General features: G+C 29.5%; 20 protein-coding genes and 1 tRNA gene. 8 read left to right on the forward strand and 13 right to left on the reverse strand.

Annotated elements, in window-relative coordinates:
- Positions 1–3: 3 nt before the first annotated feature.
- On the reverse strand, positions 4–744 hold the full coding sequence (locus QZ306_RS09935) for an ankyrin repeat domain-containing protein (protein ID WP_295163501.1): 741 nt from the start codon (positions 742–744) through the stop codon (positions 4–6).
- Positions 745–938: 194 nt separating this feature from the next.
- Between QZ306_RS09935 and QZ306_RS09940 the strand changes: the two genes are divergently transcribed.
- Complete coding sequence (locus tag QZ306_RS09940) at positions 939–1,229, forward strand: DUF6506 family protein (RefSeq protein WP_295163503.1); 291 nt, start codon at positions 939–941, stop codon at positions 1,227–1,229.
- A gap of 15 nt (positions 1,230–1,244) precedes the next feature.
- Here the strand turns inward: QZ306_RS09940 and QZ306_RS09945 are convergent, their stop codons facing one another.
- Positions 1,245–1,445, reverse strand: a complete 201-nt coding sequence (locus QZ306_RS09945; RefSeq protein ID WP_295163504.1) for a hypothetical protein — start codon at positions 1,443–1,445, stop codon at positions 1,245–1,247.
- A gap of 64 nt (positions 1,446–1,509) precedes the next feature.
- A tRNA-Leu gene (locus QZ306_RS09950) sits at positions 1,510–1,594 on the reverse strand.
- Between the two features lie 331 nt (positions 1,595–1,925).
- Here QZ306_RS09950 and QZ306_RS09955 point away from each other — a divergent pair.
- From QZ306_RS09955 to QZ306_RS09980, 6 genes are all read left to right on the forward strand, one after another.
- On the forward strand, positions 1,926–2,069 hold the full coding sequence (locus QZ306_RS09955) for a hypothetical protein (protein ID WP_295163505.1): 144 nt from the start codon (positions 1,926–1,928) through the stop codon (positions 2,067–2,069).
- Between the two features lie 88 nt (positions 2,070–2,157).
- On the forward strand, positions 2,158–2,595 hold the full coding sequence (locus QZ306_RS09960; RefSeq protein ID WP_295163507.1) for a leucine-rich repeat domain-containing protein: 438 nt from the start codon (positions 2,158–2,160) through the stop codon (positions 2,593–2,595).
- Between the two features lie 301 nt (positions 2,596–2,896).
- Positions 2,897–3,319 carry a preprotein translocase subunit YajC gene (gene yajC, locus QZ306_RS09965; RefSeq protein ID WP_295163509.1) on the forward strand — a complete coding sequence of 141 codons (423 nt, stop codon included), beginning with the start codon at positions 2,897–2,899 and terminating at the stop codon, positions 3,317–3,319.
- 27 nt (positions 3,320–3,346) lie between these two features.
- Positions 3,347–4,858, forward strand: coding sequence for a protein translocase subunit SecD (gene secD / locus QZ306_RS09970; protein ID WP_295163511.1), 1,512 nt, complete (start codon positions 3,347–3,349; stop codon positions 4,856–4,858).
- An 18-nt stretch (positions 4,859–4,876) separates the two neighbouring features.
- Entirely contained in the window at positions 4,877–5,827 is a 951-nt protein-coding gene (gene secF, locus QZ306_RS09975; RefSeq protein WP_295163513.1) for a protein translocase subunit SecF, read from the forward strand.
- 193 nt (positions 5,828–6,020) lie between these two features.
- Positions 6,021–7,766, forward strand: coding sequence for an SWIM zinc finger family protein (locus QZ306_RS09980; RefSeq protein WP_295163515.1), 1,746 nt, complete (start codon positions 6,021–6,023; stop codon positions 7,764–7,766).
- Between the two features lie 65 nt (positions 7,767–7,831).
- Here the strand turns inward: QZ306_RS09980 and QZ306_RS09985 are convergent, their stop codons facing one another.
- From QZ306_RS09985 to QZ306_RS10025, 9 genes are all read right to left on the reverse strand, one after another.
- A complete protein-coding gene (locus QZ306_RS09985; protein ID WP_363322646.1) occupies positions 7,832–8,965 on the reverse strand; it encodes a pyridoxal phosphate-dependent aminotransferase in 1,134 nt (377 codons plus the stop codon).
- Between the two features lie 304 nt (positions 8,966–9,269).
- A complete protein-coding gene (gene dapD / locus QZ306_RS09990) occupies positions 9,270–9,974 on the reverse strand; it encodes a 2,3,4,5-tetrahydropyridine-2,6-dicarboxylate N-acetyltransferase (RefSeq protein ID WP_295163519.1) in 705 nt (234 codons plus the stop codon).
- Between the two features lie 63 nt (positions 9,975–10,037).
- Positions 10,038–10,736, reverse strand: coding sequence for a 4-hydroxy-tetrahydrodipicolinate reductase (gene dapB / locus QZ306_RS09995; RefSeq protein ID WP_295163521.1), 699 nt, complete (start codon positions 10,734–10,736; stop codon positions 10,038–10,040).
- Positions 10,737–10,752: 16 nt separating this feature from the next.
- Positions 10,753–11,634 carry a 4-hydroxy-tetrahydrodipicolinate synthase gene (gene dapA / locus QZ306_RS10000; RefSeq protein ID WP_295163523.1) on the reverse strand — a complete coding sequence of 294 codons (882 nt, stop codon included), beginning with the start codon at positions 11,632–11,634 and terminating at the stop codon, positions 10,753–10,755.
- A gap of 58 nt (positions 11,635–11,692) precedes the next feature.
- Positions 11,693–12,871 (reverse strand): M20 family metallopeptidase, encoded by a 1,179-nt coding sequence (locus QZ306_RS10005; protein WP_295163525.1) that lies wholly within the window; start codon positions 12,869–12,871, stop codon positions 11,693–11,695.
- A gap of 223 nt (positions 12,872–13,094) precedes the next feature.
- On the reverse strand, positions 13,095–13,397 hold the full coding sequence (gene fliN, locus QZ306_RS10010) for a flagellar motor switch protein FliN (RefSeq protein WP_295163527.1): 303 nt from the start codon (positions 13,395–13,397) through the stop codon (positions 13,095–13,097).
- Positions 13,398–13,549: 152 nt separating this feature from the next.
- Positions 13,550–14,608 carry a flagellar motor switch protein FliN gene (gene fliN / locus QZ306_RS10015; protein WP_295163529.1) on the reverse strand — a complete coding sequence of 353 codons (1,059 nt, stop codon included), beginning with the start codon at positions 14,606–14,608 and terminating at the stop codon, positions 13,550–13,552.
- A gap of 4 nt (positions 14,609–14,612) precedes the next feature.
- Positions 14,613–15,644 (reverse strand): flagellar motor switch protein FliM, encoded by a 1,032-nt coding sequence (gene fliM / locus QZ306_RS10020; protein WP_295163531.1) that lies wholly within the window; start codon positions 15,642–15,644, stop codon positions 14,613–14,615.
- A 28-nt stretch (positions 15,645–15,672) separates the two neighbouring features.
- Complete coding sequence (locus QZ306_RS10025; protein WP_295163533.1) at positions 15,673–16,224, reverse strand: flagellar basal body-associated FliL family protein; 552 nt, start codon at positions 16,222–16,224, stop codon at positions 15,673–15,675.
- Between the two features lie 257 nt (positions 16,225–16,481).
- Between QZ306_RS10025 and pyrR the strand changes: the two genes are divergently transcribed.
- On the forward strand, positions 16,482–17,006 hold the full coding sequence (gene pyrR / locus QZ306_RS10030; protein ID WP_295163534.1) for a bifunctional pyr operon transcriptional regulator/uracil phosphoribosyltransferase PyrR: 525 nt from the start codon (positions 16,482–16,484) through the stop codon (positions 17,004–17,006).
- Between the two features lie 51 nt (positions 17,007–17,057).
- Here the strand turns inward: pyrR and QZ306_RS10035 are convergent.
- The coding region (locus tag QZ306_RS10035) for a hypothetical protein (protein ID WP_295163537.1) at positions 17,058–17,818 on the reverse strand (761 nt) is incomplete at its 5' end.

A 17,818-nucleotide genomic window follows, 5' to 3' on the forward strand; every position in this document is an offset into this window, starting at 1 on the left:
TATTTAAATATCAGCCCCAAGCTCTCTTAATTTCTCTATAATCTTATCATCATCAGCATAATATAAAATACCGTCGCCGTCTTCATCAACACTTTCCATATCCATACCTAAATCTTTTACCAAATATTCAAGTACTTCAGTATTCCCGCCTGATACCGCTGAAAGAAAACCGTCAGCACCGGCTCTGTTTTTTGAATTAATCAAATCAGGATATTTTTCAATAAGCATTTTTATTGCATCAATATTTCCGCTGCTGCAAGCCCAGATAAAAGAATTCCAGCCGTCATTATCGCATATATAAGGATCGGCTTTATTATCAAGAAGATATTTAATTATTCCTAAATCCCTGTAAAATACGGCAAATATTAAAGGCGTAGCTCCGGATGCATACAATGATTTTATGCCGTTACTTATTTCTTCACCGTCATACTGCATATCTGTTCCCTCATCAATCAGCTCCATTACTCTTTTAAGACTGCCGTTTTGTATTGCTTCAAATATATCATAATCTTTGCTGTATTCTCCTTCTTTTCTTCCGCATAAGGAATAATAAGAGCTGCCTATATCAACATACTTGCCCTGAATCTTTACTGTATTGGTATATGCTGTATGATATATATTTTCAGGAGAACTTATGCTGATATTTCTGATATTTATTTTTTCTTCCTCTTTTTTTTCTTTTTCTTTGCAGGAAGATATTATTAATAATAATAAATAGATGAATAATATTTTTTTTATAATCATAAAAAAACCTCTGTATTAATTTAATAATTATTAATTCAAGAATGATGATGAATTATAACATAAAAGATATATTATTGCCAATAAAATATAAAGCTCTAAAGTATTTGTTTTAAATTAAAAAAACATATATACTTAATTTTATGATTTCTTAATTTATAGATAAAAAACTTTTAAAAGTTAAGGAGGCTTTATAAATGAAATTTGCCTATATAATAATGGATAAAATTTTTGACAGTAAAAAAGACAGAGCATACATACATAATAATATTTCGCAGATTATCGGTGTCTCTAATATTGAAGAAGCATGCAAAGCAGCAGAAGAACTTCAAAAAGAAGGTATTGACTGCATAGAACTTTGCGGAGGATTCGGAGAGGAAGGAGCAAGAAAAATAATAAAGGCTACAAATAATAAAATAGCCGTCGGTTTCGCTGTTCATTTAGAGGAGCAGGATAATATTTATAAGAAACTATTTGATAATAAATAAAAATTGTATAGAACTTTAAGAGTCAGATTTATATAAAAAACCAGCCGCTATGGTAATTATTCCTGCAAGCATAGTAAAAGGAGCTAAAAAACCTAAAAAACCTTCAGGATGCTGTCCGATCATTGCTGTAAATAAAAAACTTAATGCAAATAATAAGAGTCCTATTATTAATATAATTAAATTTTGCCTAGAAAGTTTATCGTGATTATTTACCATATTCTAATATAAAAAAATTACAGATATAAAACTCTGTAAATTATTCTCCGCTTTAGTTTATATATGCTCGGGGCCGGAATCGAACCGGCACGGTAACAAGTACCAGCAGATTTTAAATCTGCTATGTCTACCAGTTCCATCACCCGAGCTTTCAATTTCAGAATATATTAGCATATTATTAAAAAAAATCAAGCCGTATTTAATAATTTTATTCAAATTAATTTATATAGGATTTATTATCAAATACTGAAAAATAAACAATTTAAAAAATCATTGACATAAAGCTTAAAGTTCACTATAATATATTTAACTGGAGATATCATAATTATCAATCAATCAATTATAATTTTATATTTATCAGCTTTTCTTTTGGCATTGCATAAAAATTTTATTAAAATAATCAGAGCAAAACAAACTATTTTTATTATCTTAATTTATATTTCTTTTATTTCCTGCAATAAAAATCTTTTAAGCCACTATATGAATTATAATGATTCTTACTATATAACAGGAGATTATATAGATTTATCTATAATAAACCAAAATGATTTAACCAATAAGATGAATGAATATTTAAATGGCAATCCTTATAATATGCTTTGCTTTAAAGGAAATTATAGATAGTAATAAATTAAAGATTATTAAAGATTATATTAAAGGTTCAGACAGGTTAATATATTTGGATTAAAAAAACTGCACAAATTTACAAACAATGCATCAGGCATTCAAAGATTTAGATAAATTAGCCGGTATAAAACTGCCTCATGATCTTCATATAACAGGAAATGAAATATTTAAAAACTGCATAAATTTAACTAATATTGTATTTCCAGATTCATTATATGAATTAAGTTCAAATTCTTTTAATAATACTCCGAAATTAAAAAATGTTTCAATTCCTGCTTCTCTTACTAATATTGCAAATAATTCTTTTCAAGAATGCGGATTGGAAACAGTAGTATTAAATGAGAATATTACTAATGTCAGTACATATGCTTTTTATAATTCAGCAAATTTAAAAACTATATTAATAAAAAGCAAAGTTATTAATTTTCAGAATTTTGCTTTTGGTAAATGCACTAATTTAAAATCTTTTGTATATTATGGAATGAAAGAAGAAGATTATACAAACTGTAAGTTTAATGGTTGAGTATTTGCTGAAGTTCCTAAGCAAATTAATCTATATCTTCCAAATATTGGAAAAGAATATGAGAGTTCTTTTACTAATTCTTCTTTTTATAAGAGTTCAGGTTGGTCAAATGTTAAATATAGAGACGAGTTTGATATTAATGAAATTCTCAGATAGAGTTTTATAATACTGATATTAAATTTCATCTGAATATTTATCCTATTATTGAAATAATTAAATAATAAAAAATATTGACATAAGTATAAATTATTGATAATATGATACAATCAAAAAATAAAAAAAATTAAGAGGTAATAAAAGAATGTTCCAAGCCACATTATATGCGCAAGGTGCTCAAGGTCAGGCAGGCAGCCCTATAATATCTTTCGGCATGATGGCAGTAATATTTGCCATATTTTATTTCTTGCTGATAAGACCGCAGAGAATGCAGCAAAAAAAATTAGCTAAAAGCATAGCCGAATTAAAAAAAGGAGATAAAGTTATAGTATCAGGCGGAATAATTGCAGAATATGTATCCGATAAGGAAGGAGGCAGAATTGCTGTGGTTAAAGTAGGCGAAAATACTAAAATAGAAATAATGAAATCTTCAATATCTGCAGTTGTTACGGAAGAGATTCTAAATCCTCCTAAAAAAGAAAGTAAAAAAGATAAAAAGACTATAGAAGATAAAAATCATTTTAAAGAAGATTTAGAAAAAGCTCAGGCAGAAGACAAAAAAGAATAATAAAAAATCATATAACAGGACGATGTAATGAGTCATAATTTAAGACTGGCATTTATAATTATAGGACTTGGCATAATGGCTTGGTTTATTAATCCTACAATAAGATGGTATTTTTTCACACCCGAGATTAAAAAAGAAGAAAGTAATTTATCTTTAGACGAAATGATAGCAAAAGGCTATACCAAAGAGCAAATTGATAATGTTCAGTCTCTTAAAAAATTAAGAAGAGAATCTGTAAATATGGGTTTGGATTTGCAAGGCGGCATAAGAATAGTTTTACAGGCTGATTTTGAAGAATATGCAGGAAGACTTGAAAGAAATGTTTCATCTCTCACTGCCGAAGAAAAAAATGATGCTATGGAAAGACTTATCTCAAGACTTAGAGGAAGAATTGATCAATTCGGAGTAAGCGAGGTAGGAATAAGAAAGCAGGGAGAAGACAGAGTTGTTATTGAGCTTCCTGGAGCAAGAGATCCAGACAGAATAAAAAATATTGTATTAAGTCAGGGAGCTTTAACATTCAACTTAGTTGATGAAAAAGCAACCGCCTCTTTAACTACAAATGATATGCTTATGGGAGTGTTTACCAATATCTCTAAAATACCTGAATACGGCAGACAGCTTTATTTCTACAGCGAAAGAGATGATTTCGGAAGAAGAATCAGGGGCGCTCCTGTTATAGTTAATAAAGAGCCCTCTCTTGAGGGAAATACTTTGATTAATGCTCAGGTAGGCAGCGGAGAATTCGGAAAAATCACTGTTGAATTTGAACTTAATAATGAAGGTTCTGTACAATTTGCAGAAGTTACGGCTAAAAATAAAAACAGAATGCTTGCAATTGTTTTAGATGATAAAGTTATAAGTGCGCCTAATATCAGAGATGAAATTAATATGGGAAGAGGATATATTGACGGAAGTTTCAGTTTAGAAGAAGCTCAGGATTTGGCAAGAATATTAAAAGAAGGCGCTTTGCCTATAAATGTAAGCATAGTAGAAGAAGAAGTTGTCGGTCAGTCTATAGGGGCAGACTCCGTTAAAGCGGGAGCCTCAGCCTTGCTTATGGCGGCTATTTTAGTTTCAGTATTTATGATAGCTGTATACAGGCTTTCAGGAGTATTGGCTACAATAGCTATGCTTGTAAATGTCGTACTTATTATAGCAGTTCTATCTCCTTTAAGATTTACTATAACCCTTCCGGGTATAGCAGGACTTATACTTACCATGGGCATGGCAGTTGATGCTAATGTTATAATATTTGAGCGTATAAAAGATGAACTAAAAATAAAAAACAATATATCTGATGCCATTATATCGGGATATGACAGAGCTTTTGCTACAATATTTGATTCTAATATAACAACTATAATTGTAGCATTAATACTTTGGATATTCGGAAACGGTCCTGTACAAGGTTTTGCCATTACTTTGTTCTTTGGTATTTTGATAAATCTGTTTACGGCTGTCTTTATTACCAGATACATATATGAAGAAATAATAAAAACTAAAGCAGTAAAAAAAGCAGGTTTTTTCTTTATATAAAATAAATAGGATTTTATAATGAGTGAAGAGATAAAAAAAGAGAATAAGGATAAATCTTATAAAAAAGAAAATAATAATATAACAAAAAATAAGATACCGTTTGTTAAAATTATGCCTATTGCGGCTGTTGTATCCGCTATACTGTTTACAGCTTCCATCGTTTTATTTGTAAGCAAACTCGGAAGTAATAGCTTCAATATGGGTATTGACTTTGCAGGCGGCGTTGAATTAAAAGTGCAGATAAATAATAAGGAAGTTATTAATATTTCAGAAATAAGAGTTTTATACAGTAATTTCGGAGCTGAAACTGTAAATATTCAGGAGCTTGAAGGAGATGCCAATATTAATGCATTTCTTTTAAGATTCAGAGGCTCAAACGAAGAATCAGATAGGGCTATGAAAGTGCTTTATGATAAATACGGCATGGATAATGTTAATTTAATAGGAAGCAACATTATAAGCGGTATTGTATCTGCTGATAATCTGAAACTGGCATTTATACTTATAATTGTTTCTTGGATTATAATAATGATATATATTACAATAAGATTCAATTACAGATATGCTTTTCCAGCAATAATTACTCTTATACATAATGTTGTTATAGTATTCGGCATACTTCTTTTCTTAAATAAAGAATTTTCGGTACTTGTTCTCTCTTCAATGCTTACTTTGATAGGCTATACAATTAATGATATTATTGTTGTATTTGACAGAATCAGAGAAAACTCCGATATAAAAAAGCCATTTAAAGATATTGTAAATATCAGCCTCAATAATGTTGTAGGAAGAACCATAATAACCAGTATTTCAACGCTTCTTGCAGCGCTTGCAATAATGATATGGGGAGGATTCATTCTTTATGACTTTGCCTTTACATTCTTCTCTGGCGTAATTATAGGAACTTATGCAAGCAATTTCATAGCAAGCGGTATTTTAATACTCTTTATGAAAACTAAAAAAGATTAAATATAATTTTACCGAATATAAATATAGAAAGGGTATGCATTTTATATGTATGCTCTTTTCTATTTATTATAATATTATGCATACTTTGACAATTTATTAATTTTAGTATATTATTTTTTAGTCAATAAATAAAAAAATACAATTAGATGATTTAATTAATTTTATATAAATAAAATTATAACGGAATATTTTAATGACTGAAAAAATTAATAATTTAAAACAATATACAAATGAAAATTTCCTTCTCACATTAACAAATAAAGGAATATACAACCGCTCAGTAAAAGATATTGATAATATTATAACTTCAAGCCCTGAAAAAATAAAGCTTGAAGAGACAGACGGAAAAATAAAAATTACAATAGATACAGGCGAAAAAATAGAAGTAATACTAGATGAAGATATAAAATCAAGTAAATGTTCATGCCCTTCAAAAGATGTATGCAAACATATTATAATGTCAATTCTCTATATAAATACTATAGAAAACAATACTCATAATGAAAATAAAGAAAAAGATAATACAGACAATAATAAAGAAATTGAAAGTAAAGAAGAAAATAATATATTTGATGAAGTTAAAAATATTACCTTTGATGAAATAATAAAATTAAGCACAAAGAAAAATTTCGAATATGCATTAGACAGATTGTATGATGATATTGAAGCTGACATAAAAGAAAATAAAATGCTTGAAATCACTATACCTGAAGAAAATATAACTATTTATTTTCCGAAAAAAGACAGTATAAAAAAATCAGTATGTTCATGTAAAGATGCTTCCATTTGCACACATAAAATAATAGCAATATTAAAATATAAGCAGATGTATAATTCTTTGGAAGAAATTAAAGAAGATAATAAAGAAATAGATGAAAATATTTTAAAGTTTTCAAAAGAATTCATTGAAAATATTTTTGAAAAAGGATTATATTCATGCAGTGAAAAAGATTTTGATATAGCAGAACAATTAAGTATAAAGCTTCAGGTAAAAGATATGCCTGAATTAGCTAAAATGTTTAGGAGTATTTCTAAGAGTATTGAATCTATGATAAATAAACATGCTTCTTTTAATAAATTATTTGCTTTTGCTATACTTTCAAAACTTTATAATACTATAAAAACAATAGAAAAAGCTAAAAAAAATAATAATAATAAAACTGTAAAAATGCTTACAGGTGAAATCAGAAGCAAATATATAAATAGAAAAAGCTGTGAATTATTAGGCTTAGGCGCCTATCCTTGGATTTCTTCCACAGGATACTTGGGAACCAATGCATATTTATATAATTTAAATACAAAAAAATTATCATTCTTTTCTTATGTTATACCTACATTTTATGATAATGCAAAAATTTCTTATGAGGATATAAGAAGTAATTACAGAAAAAAAATTCACTTTGAAAATGGCATATCCATAGAAGAAATTTCAAAATATAATATTAAATTTATAAATTATAAAGTTAATAATGATGAGAGAATATCATCTAGTAAATTCACATCAGTTATTTTAAATGAAAAAATGGATTATAAATTATTAGAAAAAATCAAAAACTCTAAAAACAATGAAGAATTATTTGCAGAAAGCTATAATGATATAGAAAATATCAATTTCAAATATGATTATTTCAATAAAAATAATAGAACAAAAATAATAATAGCCAAATTTCAAAGAATAGAAAATCAAGAGTTTAATAAAACAGAACAAATGCTTTATTTTGATATAGCGAATGATCTTCCAGATGATAATGAAGAGATATTGACATTAAACATAAAATACAGCAGCATACATTCTGAAGGAATTAAATATATAATGAATTATAAAAACTCGGAAACAGATAAAAACAAATTTATGGTTTTAGAAAAGACAAAATATTATATAAGGCCTATAAGTATAATAAATATTAATGCAGTTATAAATATATTTTTTGCAGAATAATTATATTTATTAATATAAAAAACAAGAGTAAAATTTTAAATATACTTTAGATTTTATATAATTTTTTATTTATGCACAAATTCTTTTATCTTTTCTGCTGCTTCCTTCAATATGGGTATATCCTGAGTTAAAGCTATTCTGAAATAGTTTTCGCTTCCAAAGGCGATTCCTGGTACTACGGCAACGCCTGTTTCATCTAATAATCTCATAGCAAAGTCAAGCGAAGGTTCTTTTGAAATTTTTCCGTATCCTACAAATAAATAAAAAGCCCCTCTGGGTTCTATAACATCAAATCCTAAATCGGAAAGCTCCTTGCCTAAGAAGAAAGCCCTTTCTTTATAAATATCTCTGAAACTTTCTATTACAGGGTATTTCTCCATAGCATATTCGGCAATAGCGCAGGAAAGAGCAACCATACTTCCTACATTATTAAAACTTGCATTAAGCAGGCATTTTCTTACATATTCGGGGGATATGCTGTATCCTATTCTCCAGCCTGTCATAGAATGCGATTTTGAAAAACCGTTAAGAACTATAACTTTATCCTTTATGGAAGGATAAGAGGCAAATGATGTAAAAGGATAAAATGATATGGCAGAATATATTTCATCAGCTATTATAAATATATCCTTTTTTTCAAAATATTTAACAAGATCATCTGTTTCCTCTTTCTTAAGCATATATCCTGAAGGATTTCCGGGATTGCTGAAAAGTATCGCTTTAGTTTTATCAGTAATTACTTTATCTATTGCCTCAGGCTTTAATACCAAATGATCATCTCTTGTATCTAAAAATACAGGCTTGCCGTAAGAAAGCTTTACAGCCTGTTCATATGGAGAAAAAAACGGGGCAGGTATTATAACTTCATCATCAATATTTAATATGGTTCTAAATACGGAAGATATGCCTTCCATAGATCCTATATGCATAGTAACATTATCGGCTTTTATATCTGAATTATAGTATTTGTTATAATGATTGGCTACCAATGTTCTGGTATATTCGCCTCCTCCAGAATGTGTATATCCTAATGTGTGGGTTTTAGCATATTCGCATGCATAATCAATTAATTCTTTCGGAGGTTTTAAATCAGGTTCTCCTATAGTAAGTATTATGGCATTTTCTTTTTTCTGTGCTTTTTCCGTAAGTTTCCTTATAAGAGAATAAGGTGCCTGAAGTATATTTTTATTAAGAGCAATCATAGTAATCCCCTATCAGTAAATATTATATATAATATTATTGTATATAATAATGTTATATTTTAACAAATATATTTTATTTGTCAATTTATATAATAAAAAAGTTTAAATTTAGAATATAAATTATATTATTTTAAGTTTTAAAAAAATAAATAATATATTTTAATATGCTGATAATTAAAATATATTTATATACCTGATGTTATTTATATACTCAAAATATTACGAATTTGAGTAAAAAATAAAAAGTGCAGACTAATTCTGCACTTTTTAATATGATTAATTATAAATTAAGTATTTTTAATTATTTTCTTAAATCATCTACCAATTTAGTTTTATCAGCAGTTTTTTCATCTTTATCTTTAATAACTTTAGCGGGATTTCCTGCTACAACTTGATTTTCAGCTACATCCTCTATAACAACAGCGCCTGCTCCAATAACAGCATTTTTACCGATATGAACTCCTTCTATAATAACAGCATTAGCACCTATAACAACATTATCCTCAACAATAACAGGTTTAGCGGAAGGCGGTTCAATTACTCCTGCAAGTACAGCGCCTGCTCCGATATGACAATTTTTTCCTACTATAGCGCGTCCTCCTAAAACGGCTCCCATATCTATCATAGTGTTATCCCCTATTTCGGCACCGATATTGATAATAGCTCCCATCATAATAACAGCATTATTGCCTATTTTTACCTTATCTCTTATAACGGCTCCCGGTTCTATTCTGGCATTAACATCAAAATAATCTAAAGTAGGAACTCCTGAATTTCTTCTGTCATTTTCCAAGTAATAATCATCTATAAATTTTTTATATTCATTTAATATATTTTTAATATCTTCATAATCCCCTATTATAAAATGCAATTCGCCTGAAGAAAAGACTTTAGCATTAGTTTTAATTTTAGGCAGATTTCCCTTTATATATATCTTTACAGGCGTTTTCTTTTTAGAATTTTTAATATATGCAATAATATCTTCAGATTTTTCCAACATATCCATTTCAATATCTCCTACAATTAATTTACATCAGTATAACTATTTGTTTTTTATCTCTGCATCTTCTTACTGTGATAAAACATCTTTCATTCTATAAAGACCAGGTTTTTTTCCTAATAAAAATTTAGCAGCTTTGATTGCTCCGTTAGCAAAAATTCTTCTGGAAGTAGAAGAGTGTCTTATTTCTACAATTTCATCATCTCCATAGAAAATAACACTGTGATCTCCTATAACAGAACCGCCCCTTAATGAATGTATTCCTATCTCTTTTTTATCTCTCACATGCAAACCGCTTCTTCCATTAACAAATGACATTTCATTATCTAAAGCATCATTAATTATATTATAAAGACTTTTAGCCGTACCGCTTGGAGAGTCAACCTTTCTATTATGATGAGTTTCAATAATTTCTATATCAAAATTTCTAAGCTGAGGAGCTAATTTAGCTAGAATTTCATTCATCAGATTAATACCTATACAAGTATTAGATGATAATACTATAGGCACATGACTGGAAGCTTCAATAATTTTAGTAAGCATTGTCTCATCATAACCTGTTGTACCTATAACCATAGGTATATTATTTTTTACGCCATAGTCTATCATATCTGAAAGTCTTGAAAAGTGAGAAAAATCTATAATCATATCCCCTTTTTCATTAGTAAAGTCATCAGCAAAGCCTGTAATTTCAAACTCGCCATCTTTTTCTATAACTTCTTTTAAGATTGAACTCATAACTCCTGTTCCATGTATTATTACTTTCATATTTTTACTCCATATTTTATTTTTTTAGTTTATATTTATCTATAATATTTTTTATATGCTCTTTATTTTCAGAACTCAAAGGTCCCAAAGGAGATCTGCATTCTCCTACATCAAACCCCATAATATTCATAGCTTCTTTTATAGGAGCGGGATTAGTTTCTATAAACATGGCTCTTATAAAATCCATATATTTAATTTGAGATTTAACAGCTTCATTTACATTCCCATTAAGAAAATTCATAACCATATCATGATTTTCTTTCGGAATAATATTACTTGTAACGGATATAACTCCTTTAGCACCTAAAGCCATCATAGGTGTTATTATGTCATCATTTCCTGAATATATATCCATATTAGGTGCTGTATTTGCAATATCAGCAACATAACTGATATCACCGCTTGCCTCTTTAATACCTTGAATATTTGAAATTTCAGATAATGTTTTAATAACATTAAGAGATAATTTCACACCCGTTCTTGAAGGAACACTATATACAATAACAGGACATTTAACACTGCCCGCAATTTTTTTATAATAATCAATAAGTCCGCTTTCATTTCCTTTATTATAATAAGGAGTCACTGCCATAACTATATCTGCGCCGTATTCATAAGATTTTCTGCTGAATTCTACAGCAGAAACCGTATTATTAGTCCCTGTACCTGCTATTACTAAAGTTCTTTTTCTTGTATGCTCTATGCAGAACTTAATAACATTCATTCTTTCTTCAGCTGTAAGAGTGGAGCTTTCCGCCGTGGTGCCTGCCGCTACTATGGCATCAGTTTTATTTGCTATTTGAAATTCTATTAACTCTTCCAGTTTTTCATAATTAACTTTATTGTCCTTTGTAAAAGGTGTTATTAAAGCTACACCTGATCCTTCAAATAACGGCATATTCATCTCCTATTATATATTGTATTTTATTTTTTTCCATAGCAAAAATAAAAAATAATTATTTCAGTTTATCTTTATTTTTATATGTATTATAAACATTTAATACTTGTATTTTCACACCTATATTAATTGCATTTTCATCTATATCAAATAAACCATTATGAATAGGTATATTTATATTTTCATTTGATACCCCTAAACTAAAAAAAGCCCCTTTTACTCTCTGAAGATAATAACTGAAATCTTCTGTTGTCATGTTAGGCTTCTCCTCAAAACAATTATCTTTACCCAAAAGATACTCTCCTGTATCCTTTATTATATTTACAGCATCATCATGATTAATCAAAGCAGGATAAGAAGGAATATTAATAAACTCGGCATCGGCAGAAAAGCTGTCAGCAGTATTTACAACAATATTTTTTATCTTATTTAATCTGATATTTCTTGCATCATCATCGCATAGCATTCTGATAATGCCTTCCATTTTTACATTATCCGATACTATATTATTTGCCTTTCCTCCGTTTATAGTACCTATATGAATCCTCATACTGCCGTCTGTAAATGCGGAAGTAAAACTATGAAGCTGAGTTATAATATGAGATGCAATTATTATAGCATCTGCACCATTATAAGATTTAGCGCCATGAGCCGATTTGCCATGAATATGAATTTCAAACATATTCGAACCTGCATACATTGCTCCATATGATATGCTTATCTGTCCCATTTTTATTTCAGGGCGTACATGAAGACCGTAAATAATATCAACATTATCCAATGCCCCCTCATTTATCATAGGAAGTGCTCCTCCTGTAGTTTCTTCGGCAGGCTGATATATTAACCTTATATTGCATGGAGGCTGTATCTGTGAAAAATATTTTGCTATGCCTGTAAGTATTGCACTATGCACATCATGTCCGCAGGAATGACATTTGCCTTTATTCTTTGAAGAGTATGAACAGTTTTTTTTATCTTCCATAGGCAAAGCGTCCATATCTGCTCTGAAAGCTATGGTAAAATTTTTATCTTTACCTTCTATATCTGCTATTATTCCTGTTTTTGCAATTTCTGTCTTATGCTTAATATTAAGAGATTCCAATATTGAAGAAATTTTTTTTGATGTTCTAAACTCTTCAAAACCAAGTTCAGGATTAGCATGCAAATCTCTTCTCAAATCAATTAAAAATTCTTTCATAGATAAGAACAAACTATCTGATATTATATCGCTTTGCATTATTCAACACCTCAATAATTAAAAATCAAAATATTTATTAATGAATAAGAATTTATTTTATATAGAATATTGCTTATCAGATTTTAATAAACTGCATTTTAAAGATTTATAGAATTTAGAAAAATTATATTGGGCGTCTGACAAAATATGCATTCTAAACTCCTTAAAATCATTTACAGCATCGTTATATGTAATAATATAGTAAAAGTCAAGAAAAAGAGTATTATTTTTTATTATTATTTTCAATAACATATATAGAATCAGCGATATCGGTAATTCTCACGCCGAAACTTTCATCTATTACAACAACTTCACCTTTAGCTATTAATTTACCATTAACAAATAAATCAATAGGGTCCCCCGCCAATCTCTGAAGCTCTATTATTGAACCCTCTCCAAGACCTAATATATCTTTAATGCTTAATTTAGCCCTTCCAAGCTCAACAGTAACATTAATAGAAACATCCATAAGAAGACTTATATTGCCTTCGGATATTTTTGAAACATCTTCTTTTTTATCGCTCATTATTATATTTTAAGCAACCTCATAATTCTATATACTTTAATAGTATATATGTTTGTAAAATAATTTTCAATAAAATAATATAACTTTTATAAATAAAAAAGCGGAGAATAATATCTCAGCTTTTTTATTTATAAATTAATTATTTTAATTTATTATCTAGGTTTATTAGTAAGTCTTTCCATAGGATTAATAATATCAGTAACACGCACGCCGAAGTTTTCATCTATTACCACAACCTCGCCTTTAGCTATTAATTTACCATTAACAAGCAAATCAACAGGTTCTCCCGCTAATTTCTGAAGCTCTATTATTGAACCTTCTCCAAGACCTAATATATCTCTTATGGTCATAGTAGCCCTTCCAAGCTCTACGGTCATATTCATAGTAACATCCATAAGAAGACCTATATTGCCAGTTCCCTGTACATCAGAAGCAGGCATCAAAGAGTTAAACTCGGCATGCTGTACTCCTAACTGCGGAGAAGAATCAAATGCCTGATTATCTAAAAGCCCTGACATAGAATTATCTGCCTGAGAATTATTAGACGCATTTCCTGCAGAAGAAGAGCCTAACAGACTTTGCAATAATGGAAGTTCTAAAGCAAATACATAAGGAGCATTTTCCACTTCCCCTTCAATAGTTAAAGAACCGCTTACTATGGCTAAAGGTCCCTGTATATTAATGCCGAAAGCATCTTCAAATATAGATGTTTCTATAGGGGAATTAGTAAAATTACCCCCAAACCTTGAAGATAATGCGCTGTCGGAAACTCCTACCATTTGCGAGAAAGCTTCTTTTAATACCTGAGAAACCATATCATTTAAAGCCTCTTCCTTCTGCCCCATCATAAGTGAAGCAACTATTAAAGCCTCGTTTTCTCCCATAAAATAATAAACATTTCCCGTAATAGAACCAGTATACCCTACTTTAGCCTCTATCATTTTTCCTGACAGCATTTGATGCAGATTATTAACATCGCCTACTGTGGTGGTAATATTAGTGATAGTTACAGTCTTAGTAGAGATAGAAGACAGCGAGAAAGCCTGATTTTCAGCTATCATCTTAGCGGCTTCATTAAAAAGCTGCTTATCTATATTACCCCCTCCGTTACCAGATGTTTTAGCGGCGCCATTGTCGCCTCCGAAAGCTTCATCAGTACCTTTAAGCAAAGCTTCTATTTCATCTTGAGATAATGCACCGTCACTCATCATAATATTAATCCTCCTCTTTTAATAAATCATCTTCGGTTATATCAGACCCTCCGTCCATAACACCCGTAAGCTGTACAGCCATTCTGCTGCCCGATATACCCGGACGGCATAAAAATTTCTTTCTATTTCCTATCTTAAATATAACAGGATCCGTAATCTTAGTATCTGTAAACTTAACAACATCACCTTTCTGAAGATTCAGAATGTCTGACAGCGGCAATTGCATAGATCCAAGTTCCGCCGAAGTTTCAACATATATATTTTGTAATTTTTCTTTAATAATTTTTAAATTTTCGCTGGTGCTTCCTCTTCTAATAGATGCATACCAATATTGAGCAGAGAATTTAGAAAGTATAGGCTCAATAGTAATATACGGTATACAAAAGTTCATCATACCTTCAACATCAGCTACCTTAGTTTCTAAAGTAATAAGCACAACCATATCATTAGGACTTACCATCTGCGCAAATTGAGGGTTAGTTTCTATGGAACCTAAACGAGGTCGTAAGTCTATTACCTGAGACCAAGCTTCCCTTAAATTTCCTAATATTCTTACTATAATACCTTCCATAACTGATAACTCAATATCCGTAAGTTCTCTGTTTAAGTTCTTAGGACTTTCACCCGGACCTCCGAATAATCTGTCAATAATAGTAAAAGTGATAGAAGGATCAATTTCTAATATGGAGCTTCCCTTTAAAGGATCCATACTGACAATAGCCAAAGTAGAAGGATTGCTAACACTTCTTATAAACTCTTCATAAGTAAGCTGATCTACACTTGCTACATGAATACCTACCAATGTCCTTAACTGCGCTGATAATGAAGTTGTGGTAACGCGTGCGAAGTTTTCATGCATCATCTGAAGCGTTCTAATTTGGTCTTTAGAAAACTTATCAGGACGCTTAAAGTCATATATTTTTATCTTTCTATGCTCTACTTCTACATGTTTAGTATCAATATTATCTAAACTTTCACCTGAAGATATAGCGCTAAGCAATGCATCTATTTCGCTTTGTGACAATACTTCTGTCATACAAGTATCCTTTTTTCCGTTATTGTAATTAGCTTAATAAGAAGTTATCAAATAATATGCCGTCTATTTGACCATTTCTAAGCATGCTATTAATTTCGCGTTTAATATCAGCTTTTAATTGTTCTCTGCCTTCATTAGTCCTTAACTGATCATAAGTATAAGAACTAAGTATCATAGCAATTCTATCTCTTATCATATAAAATCTTTCAGGAAGTTCTACCGCAAGCTGTTTTGTATTGGTAGTATAGGTTAATATAATGCTTACTTTAACATATCTAGCCACATCTATATCAGCTGTATTTACATTAAACTCAGGATCTATACGATATATTGACGGAGGCGGCTGTTTTACCATATCATCAACTACTCCGCCTTGTACTCCTGATGCTCTTCCAACACTTTTAGAAACAAAAAATGCTATAATTCCAGATATTAAAGCCACAACTAAAATGGCAGCAATCCCCATAAGTATTTTAACAATCATAGGGCTTAAACCAAATTTTTTCTTTGGTGCGGCTTCGGCTTGTTCCTCTTCCTCTTCTTCGCCTTCTTCCAAGTCTAAGTTTTCTTCGTCTGCCATATAATTTCCTCACTTAAAATAATATGTTTATTTTTCGATTATATAACAGTAAAATAAAATTATCAACTTTTATGTTAACTTTAACTTTTTTACTGTCCTTGTATATAATATCGGTAAACTGAAAAAACACTTAACATATTTTTTGCAAAAGTAAAAAATAATTATATTGATTTTTTTCATCTTAATCGTTATAATTTAAAAACCGATTAAATTATAATAAAATAAAGCAATTATTAAAAATATCAAAGGAGTATAAAATGAGAGTATTACTGAAAGCCGAAGAATACGAAAAAGTTCTTCCCAGATTAGCTGCCGAAATAATAGAAAAAGAGAATATGGATAAATTAGCTATTGTAGGTATAAGAAGAAGGGGAGATTTTTTGGCAATAAGATTAAAAAAACTTTTAGAAGAAAAAATAAAAAAAGATATCCCTATAGGAGCTATAGATATTAATCTTTACAGAGACGATTTATCATCGCTTTCTGAGTTTCCTGAGATTAAAGAAACCGATATACCTTTTGATATTATAGATAAAACAATACTCCTTGTTGATGATGTGCTTTATACAGGAAGAACTATAAGAGCGGCTCTTAATGCTTTATTTGATTACGGAAGACCAAACAGAGTATCGCTTTTAGTATTGGTAGACAGATTCGGAAGAGAGCTTCCGATATCCGCTAATTATACAGGTATTGCTCTTAATGTACCTCAGGATCAATATGTATCGGTAAGGGTAAAAGAGTTAGAGGGTGAAGATTTAGTTTTATTAAAAGATAAGTAATTAAATAAAATTTTAATAAATAAAGGGACTTTCATAAAGCCCCTTTTATTTTTAATCATTAAATTTTCTAAATAAAGACGAATACATATCATAAAATTCCGTTTTTGAGAAATCGTTTAAATCTTCAGGAGACATTTTTTCAACAATATTTTTGAAATATCCGAATAATTTTTTAAATTTATTAATTTCATTTTCTGATAATAAAATATCCTGCTTTGAACTGTACTCGCTCAAATTCTCGCTGGCCTCTTCCGATTCAAATAATTTTATAGCATAATCCAAATCCGACTGAGTAATTTCTCCGTCAAAATCATCATCATCTCTTGATTTATGATTTTCATCTTCCATTAGTATAGGTCCGTTATCATCTCCTAAACTAAACTCCTCTTCAATTTCTACAGCGCTGTCCAAATTTTCTTTTTCAATAGTTTCTAATTCTTTTTCTTCAGACATATTAGTCTCCTTCTTAAAAAGCTCGTCCATAGAATCGAAATTTTCCACAGATTTAGCCTTAATATTCTCTTCCCAATTCGGATTATCGTCTATACGAATAAGTTCCGCTCCCTCTTCTTCATCGCCTTTAATAATATTCTCAAGCATATTCAAATCCGAATCTTTTATTTCATCTAATTGAACATTATTTATATATACCAGATCTTCTAATTCTTCTTCATTTACTTTATCTTCAAATTTATTAAGATAATATTTATATTTGTCTTTATCTTCTTCTGTTAAATCTTCCTCATTATTGATAATTTCTTCTTCTTTAATTTCTTTATCTTCCGATGATGCAGACTCTTCTTCAATTATTT

It is taken from the genome of uncultured Brachyspira sp., from assembly GCF_910588665.1.
GTDB lineage: Bacteria > Spirochaetota > Brachyspiria > Brachyspirales > Brachyspiraceae > Brachyspira.

What these genes read in the sequence shown, in the direction of transcription:
- QZ306_RS09935 (WP_295163501.1), bottom strand. Translation starts at nt 744, where the DNA reads ATGATTATAAAAAAAATATTATTCATCTATTTATTATTATTAATAATA.
- QZ306_RS09940 (WP_295163503.1), top strand. Translation starts at nt 939, where the DNA reads ATGAAATTTGCCTATATAATAATGGATAAAATTTTTGACAGTAAAAAA.
- QZ306_RS09945 (WP_295163504.1), bottom strand. Translation starts at nt 1,445, where the DNA reads ATGGTAAATAATCACGATAAACTTTCTAGGCAAAATTTAATTATATTA.
- QZ306_RS09955 (WP_295163505.1), top strand. Translation starts at nt 1,926, where the DNA reads ATGAATTATAATGATTCTTACTATATAACAGGAGATTATATAGATTTA.
- QZ306_RS09960 (WP_295163507.1), top strand. Translation starts at nt 2,158, where the DNA reads ATGCATCAGGCATTCAAAGATTTAGATAAATTAGCCGGTATAAAACTG.
- yajC (WP_295163509.1), top strand. Translation starts at nt 2,897, where the DNA reads ATGTTCCAAGCCACATTATATGCGCAAGGTGCTCAAGGTCAGGCAGGC.
- secD (WP_295163511.1), top strand. Translation starts at nt 3,347, where the DNA reads ATGAGTCATAATTTAAGACTGGCATTTATAATTATAGGACTTGGCATA.
- secF (WP_295163513.1), top strand. Translation starts at nt 4,877, where the DNA reads ATGAGTGAAGAGATAAAAAAAGAGAATAAGGATAAATCTTATAAAAAA.
- QZ306_RS09980 (WP_295163515.1), top strand. Translation starts at nt 6,021, where the DNA reads ATGACTGAAAAAATTAATAATTTAAAACAATATACAAATGAAAATTTC.
- dapD (WP_295163519.1), bottom strand. Translation starts at nt 9,974, where the DNA reads ATGGATATGTTGGAAAAATCTGAAGATATTATTGCATATATTAAAAAT.
- dapB (WP_295163521.1), bottom strand. Translation starts at nt 10,736, where the DNA reads ATGAAAGTAATAATACATGGAACAGGAGTTATGAGTTCAATCTTAAAA.
- dapA (WP_295163523.1), bottom strand. Translation starts at nt 11,634, where the DNA reads ATGCCGTTATTTGAAGGATCAGGTGTAGCTTTAATAACACCTTTTACA.
- QZ306_RS10005 (WP_295163525.1), bottom strand. Translation starts at nt 12,871, where the DNA reads ATGCAAAGCGATATAATATCAGATAGTTTGTTCTTATCTATGAAAGAA.
- fliN (WP_295163527.1), bottom strand. Translation starts at nt 13,397, where the DNA reads ATGAGCGATAAAAAAGAAGATGTTTCAAAAATATCCGAAGGCAATATA.
- fliN (WP_295163529.1), bottom strand. Translation starts at nt 14,608, where the DNA reads ATGATGAGTGACGGTGCATTATCTCAAGATGAAATAGAAGCTTTGCTT.
- fliM (WP_295163531.1), bottom strand. Translation starts at nt 15,644, where the DNA reads ATGACAGAAGTATTGTCACAAAGCGAAATAGATGCATTGCTTAGCGCT.
- QZ306_RS10025 (WP_295163533.1), bottom strand. Translation starts at nt 16,224, where the DNA reads ATGGCAGACGAAGAAAACTTAGACTTGGAAGAAGGCGAAGAAGAGGAA.
- pyrR (WP_295163534.1), top strand. Translation starts at nt 16,482, where the DNA reads ATGAGAGTATTACTGAAAGCCGAAGAATACGAAAAAGTTCTTCCCAGA.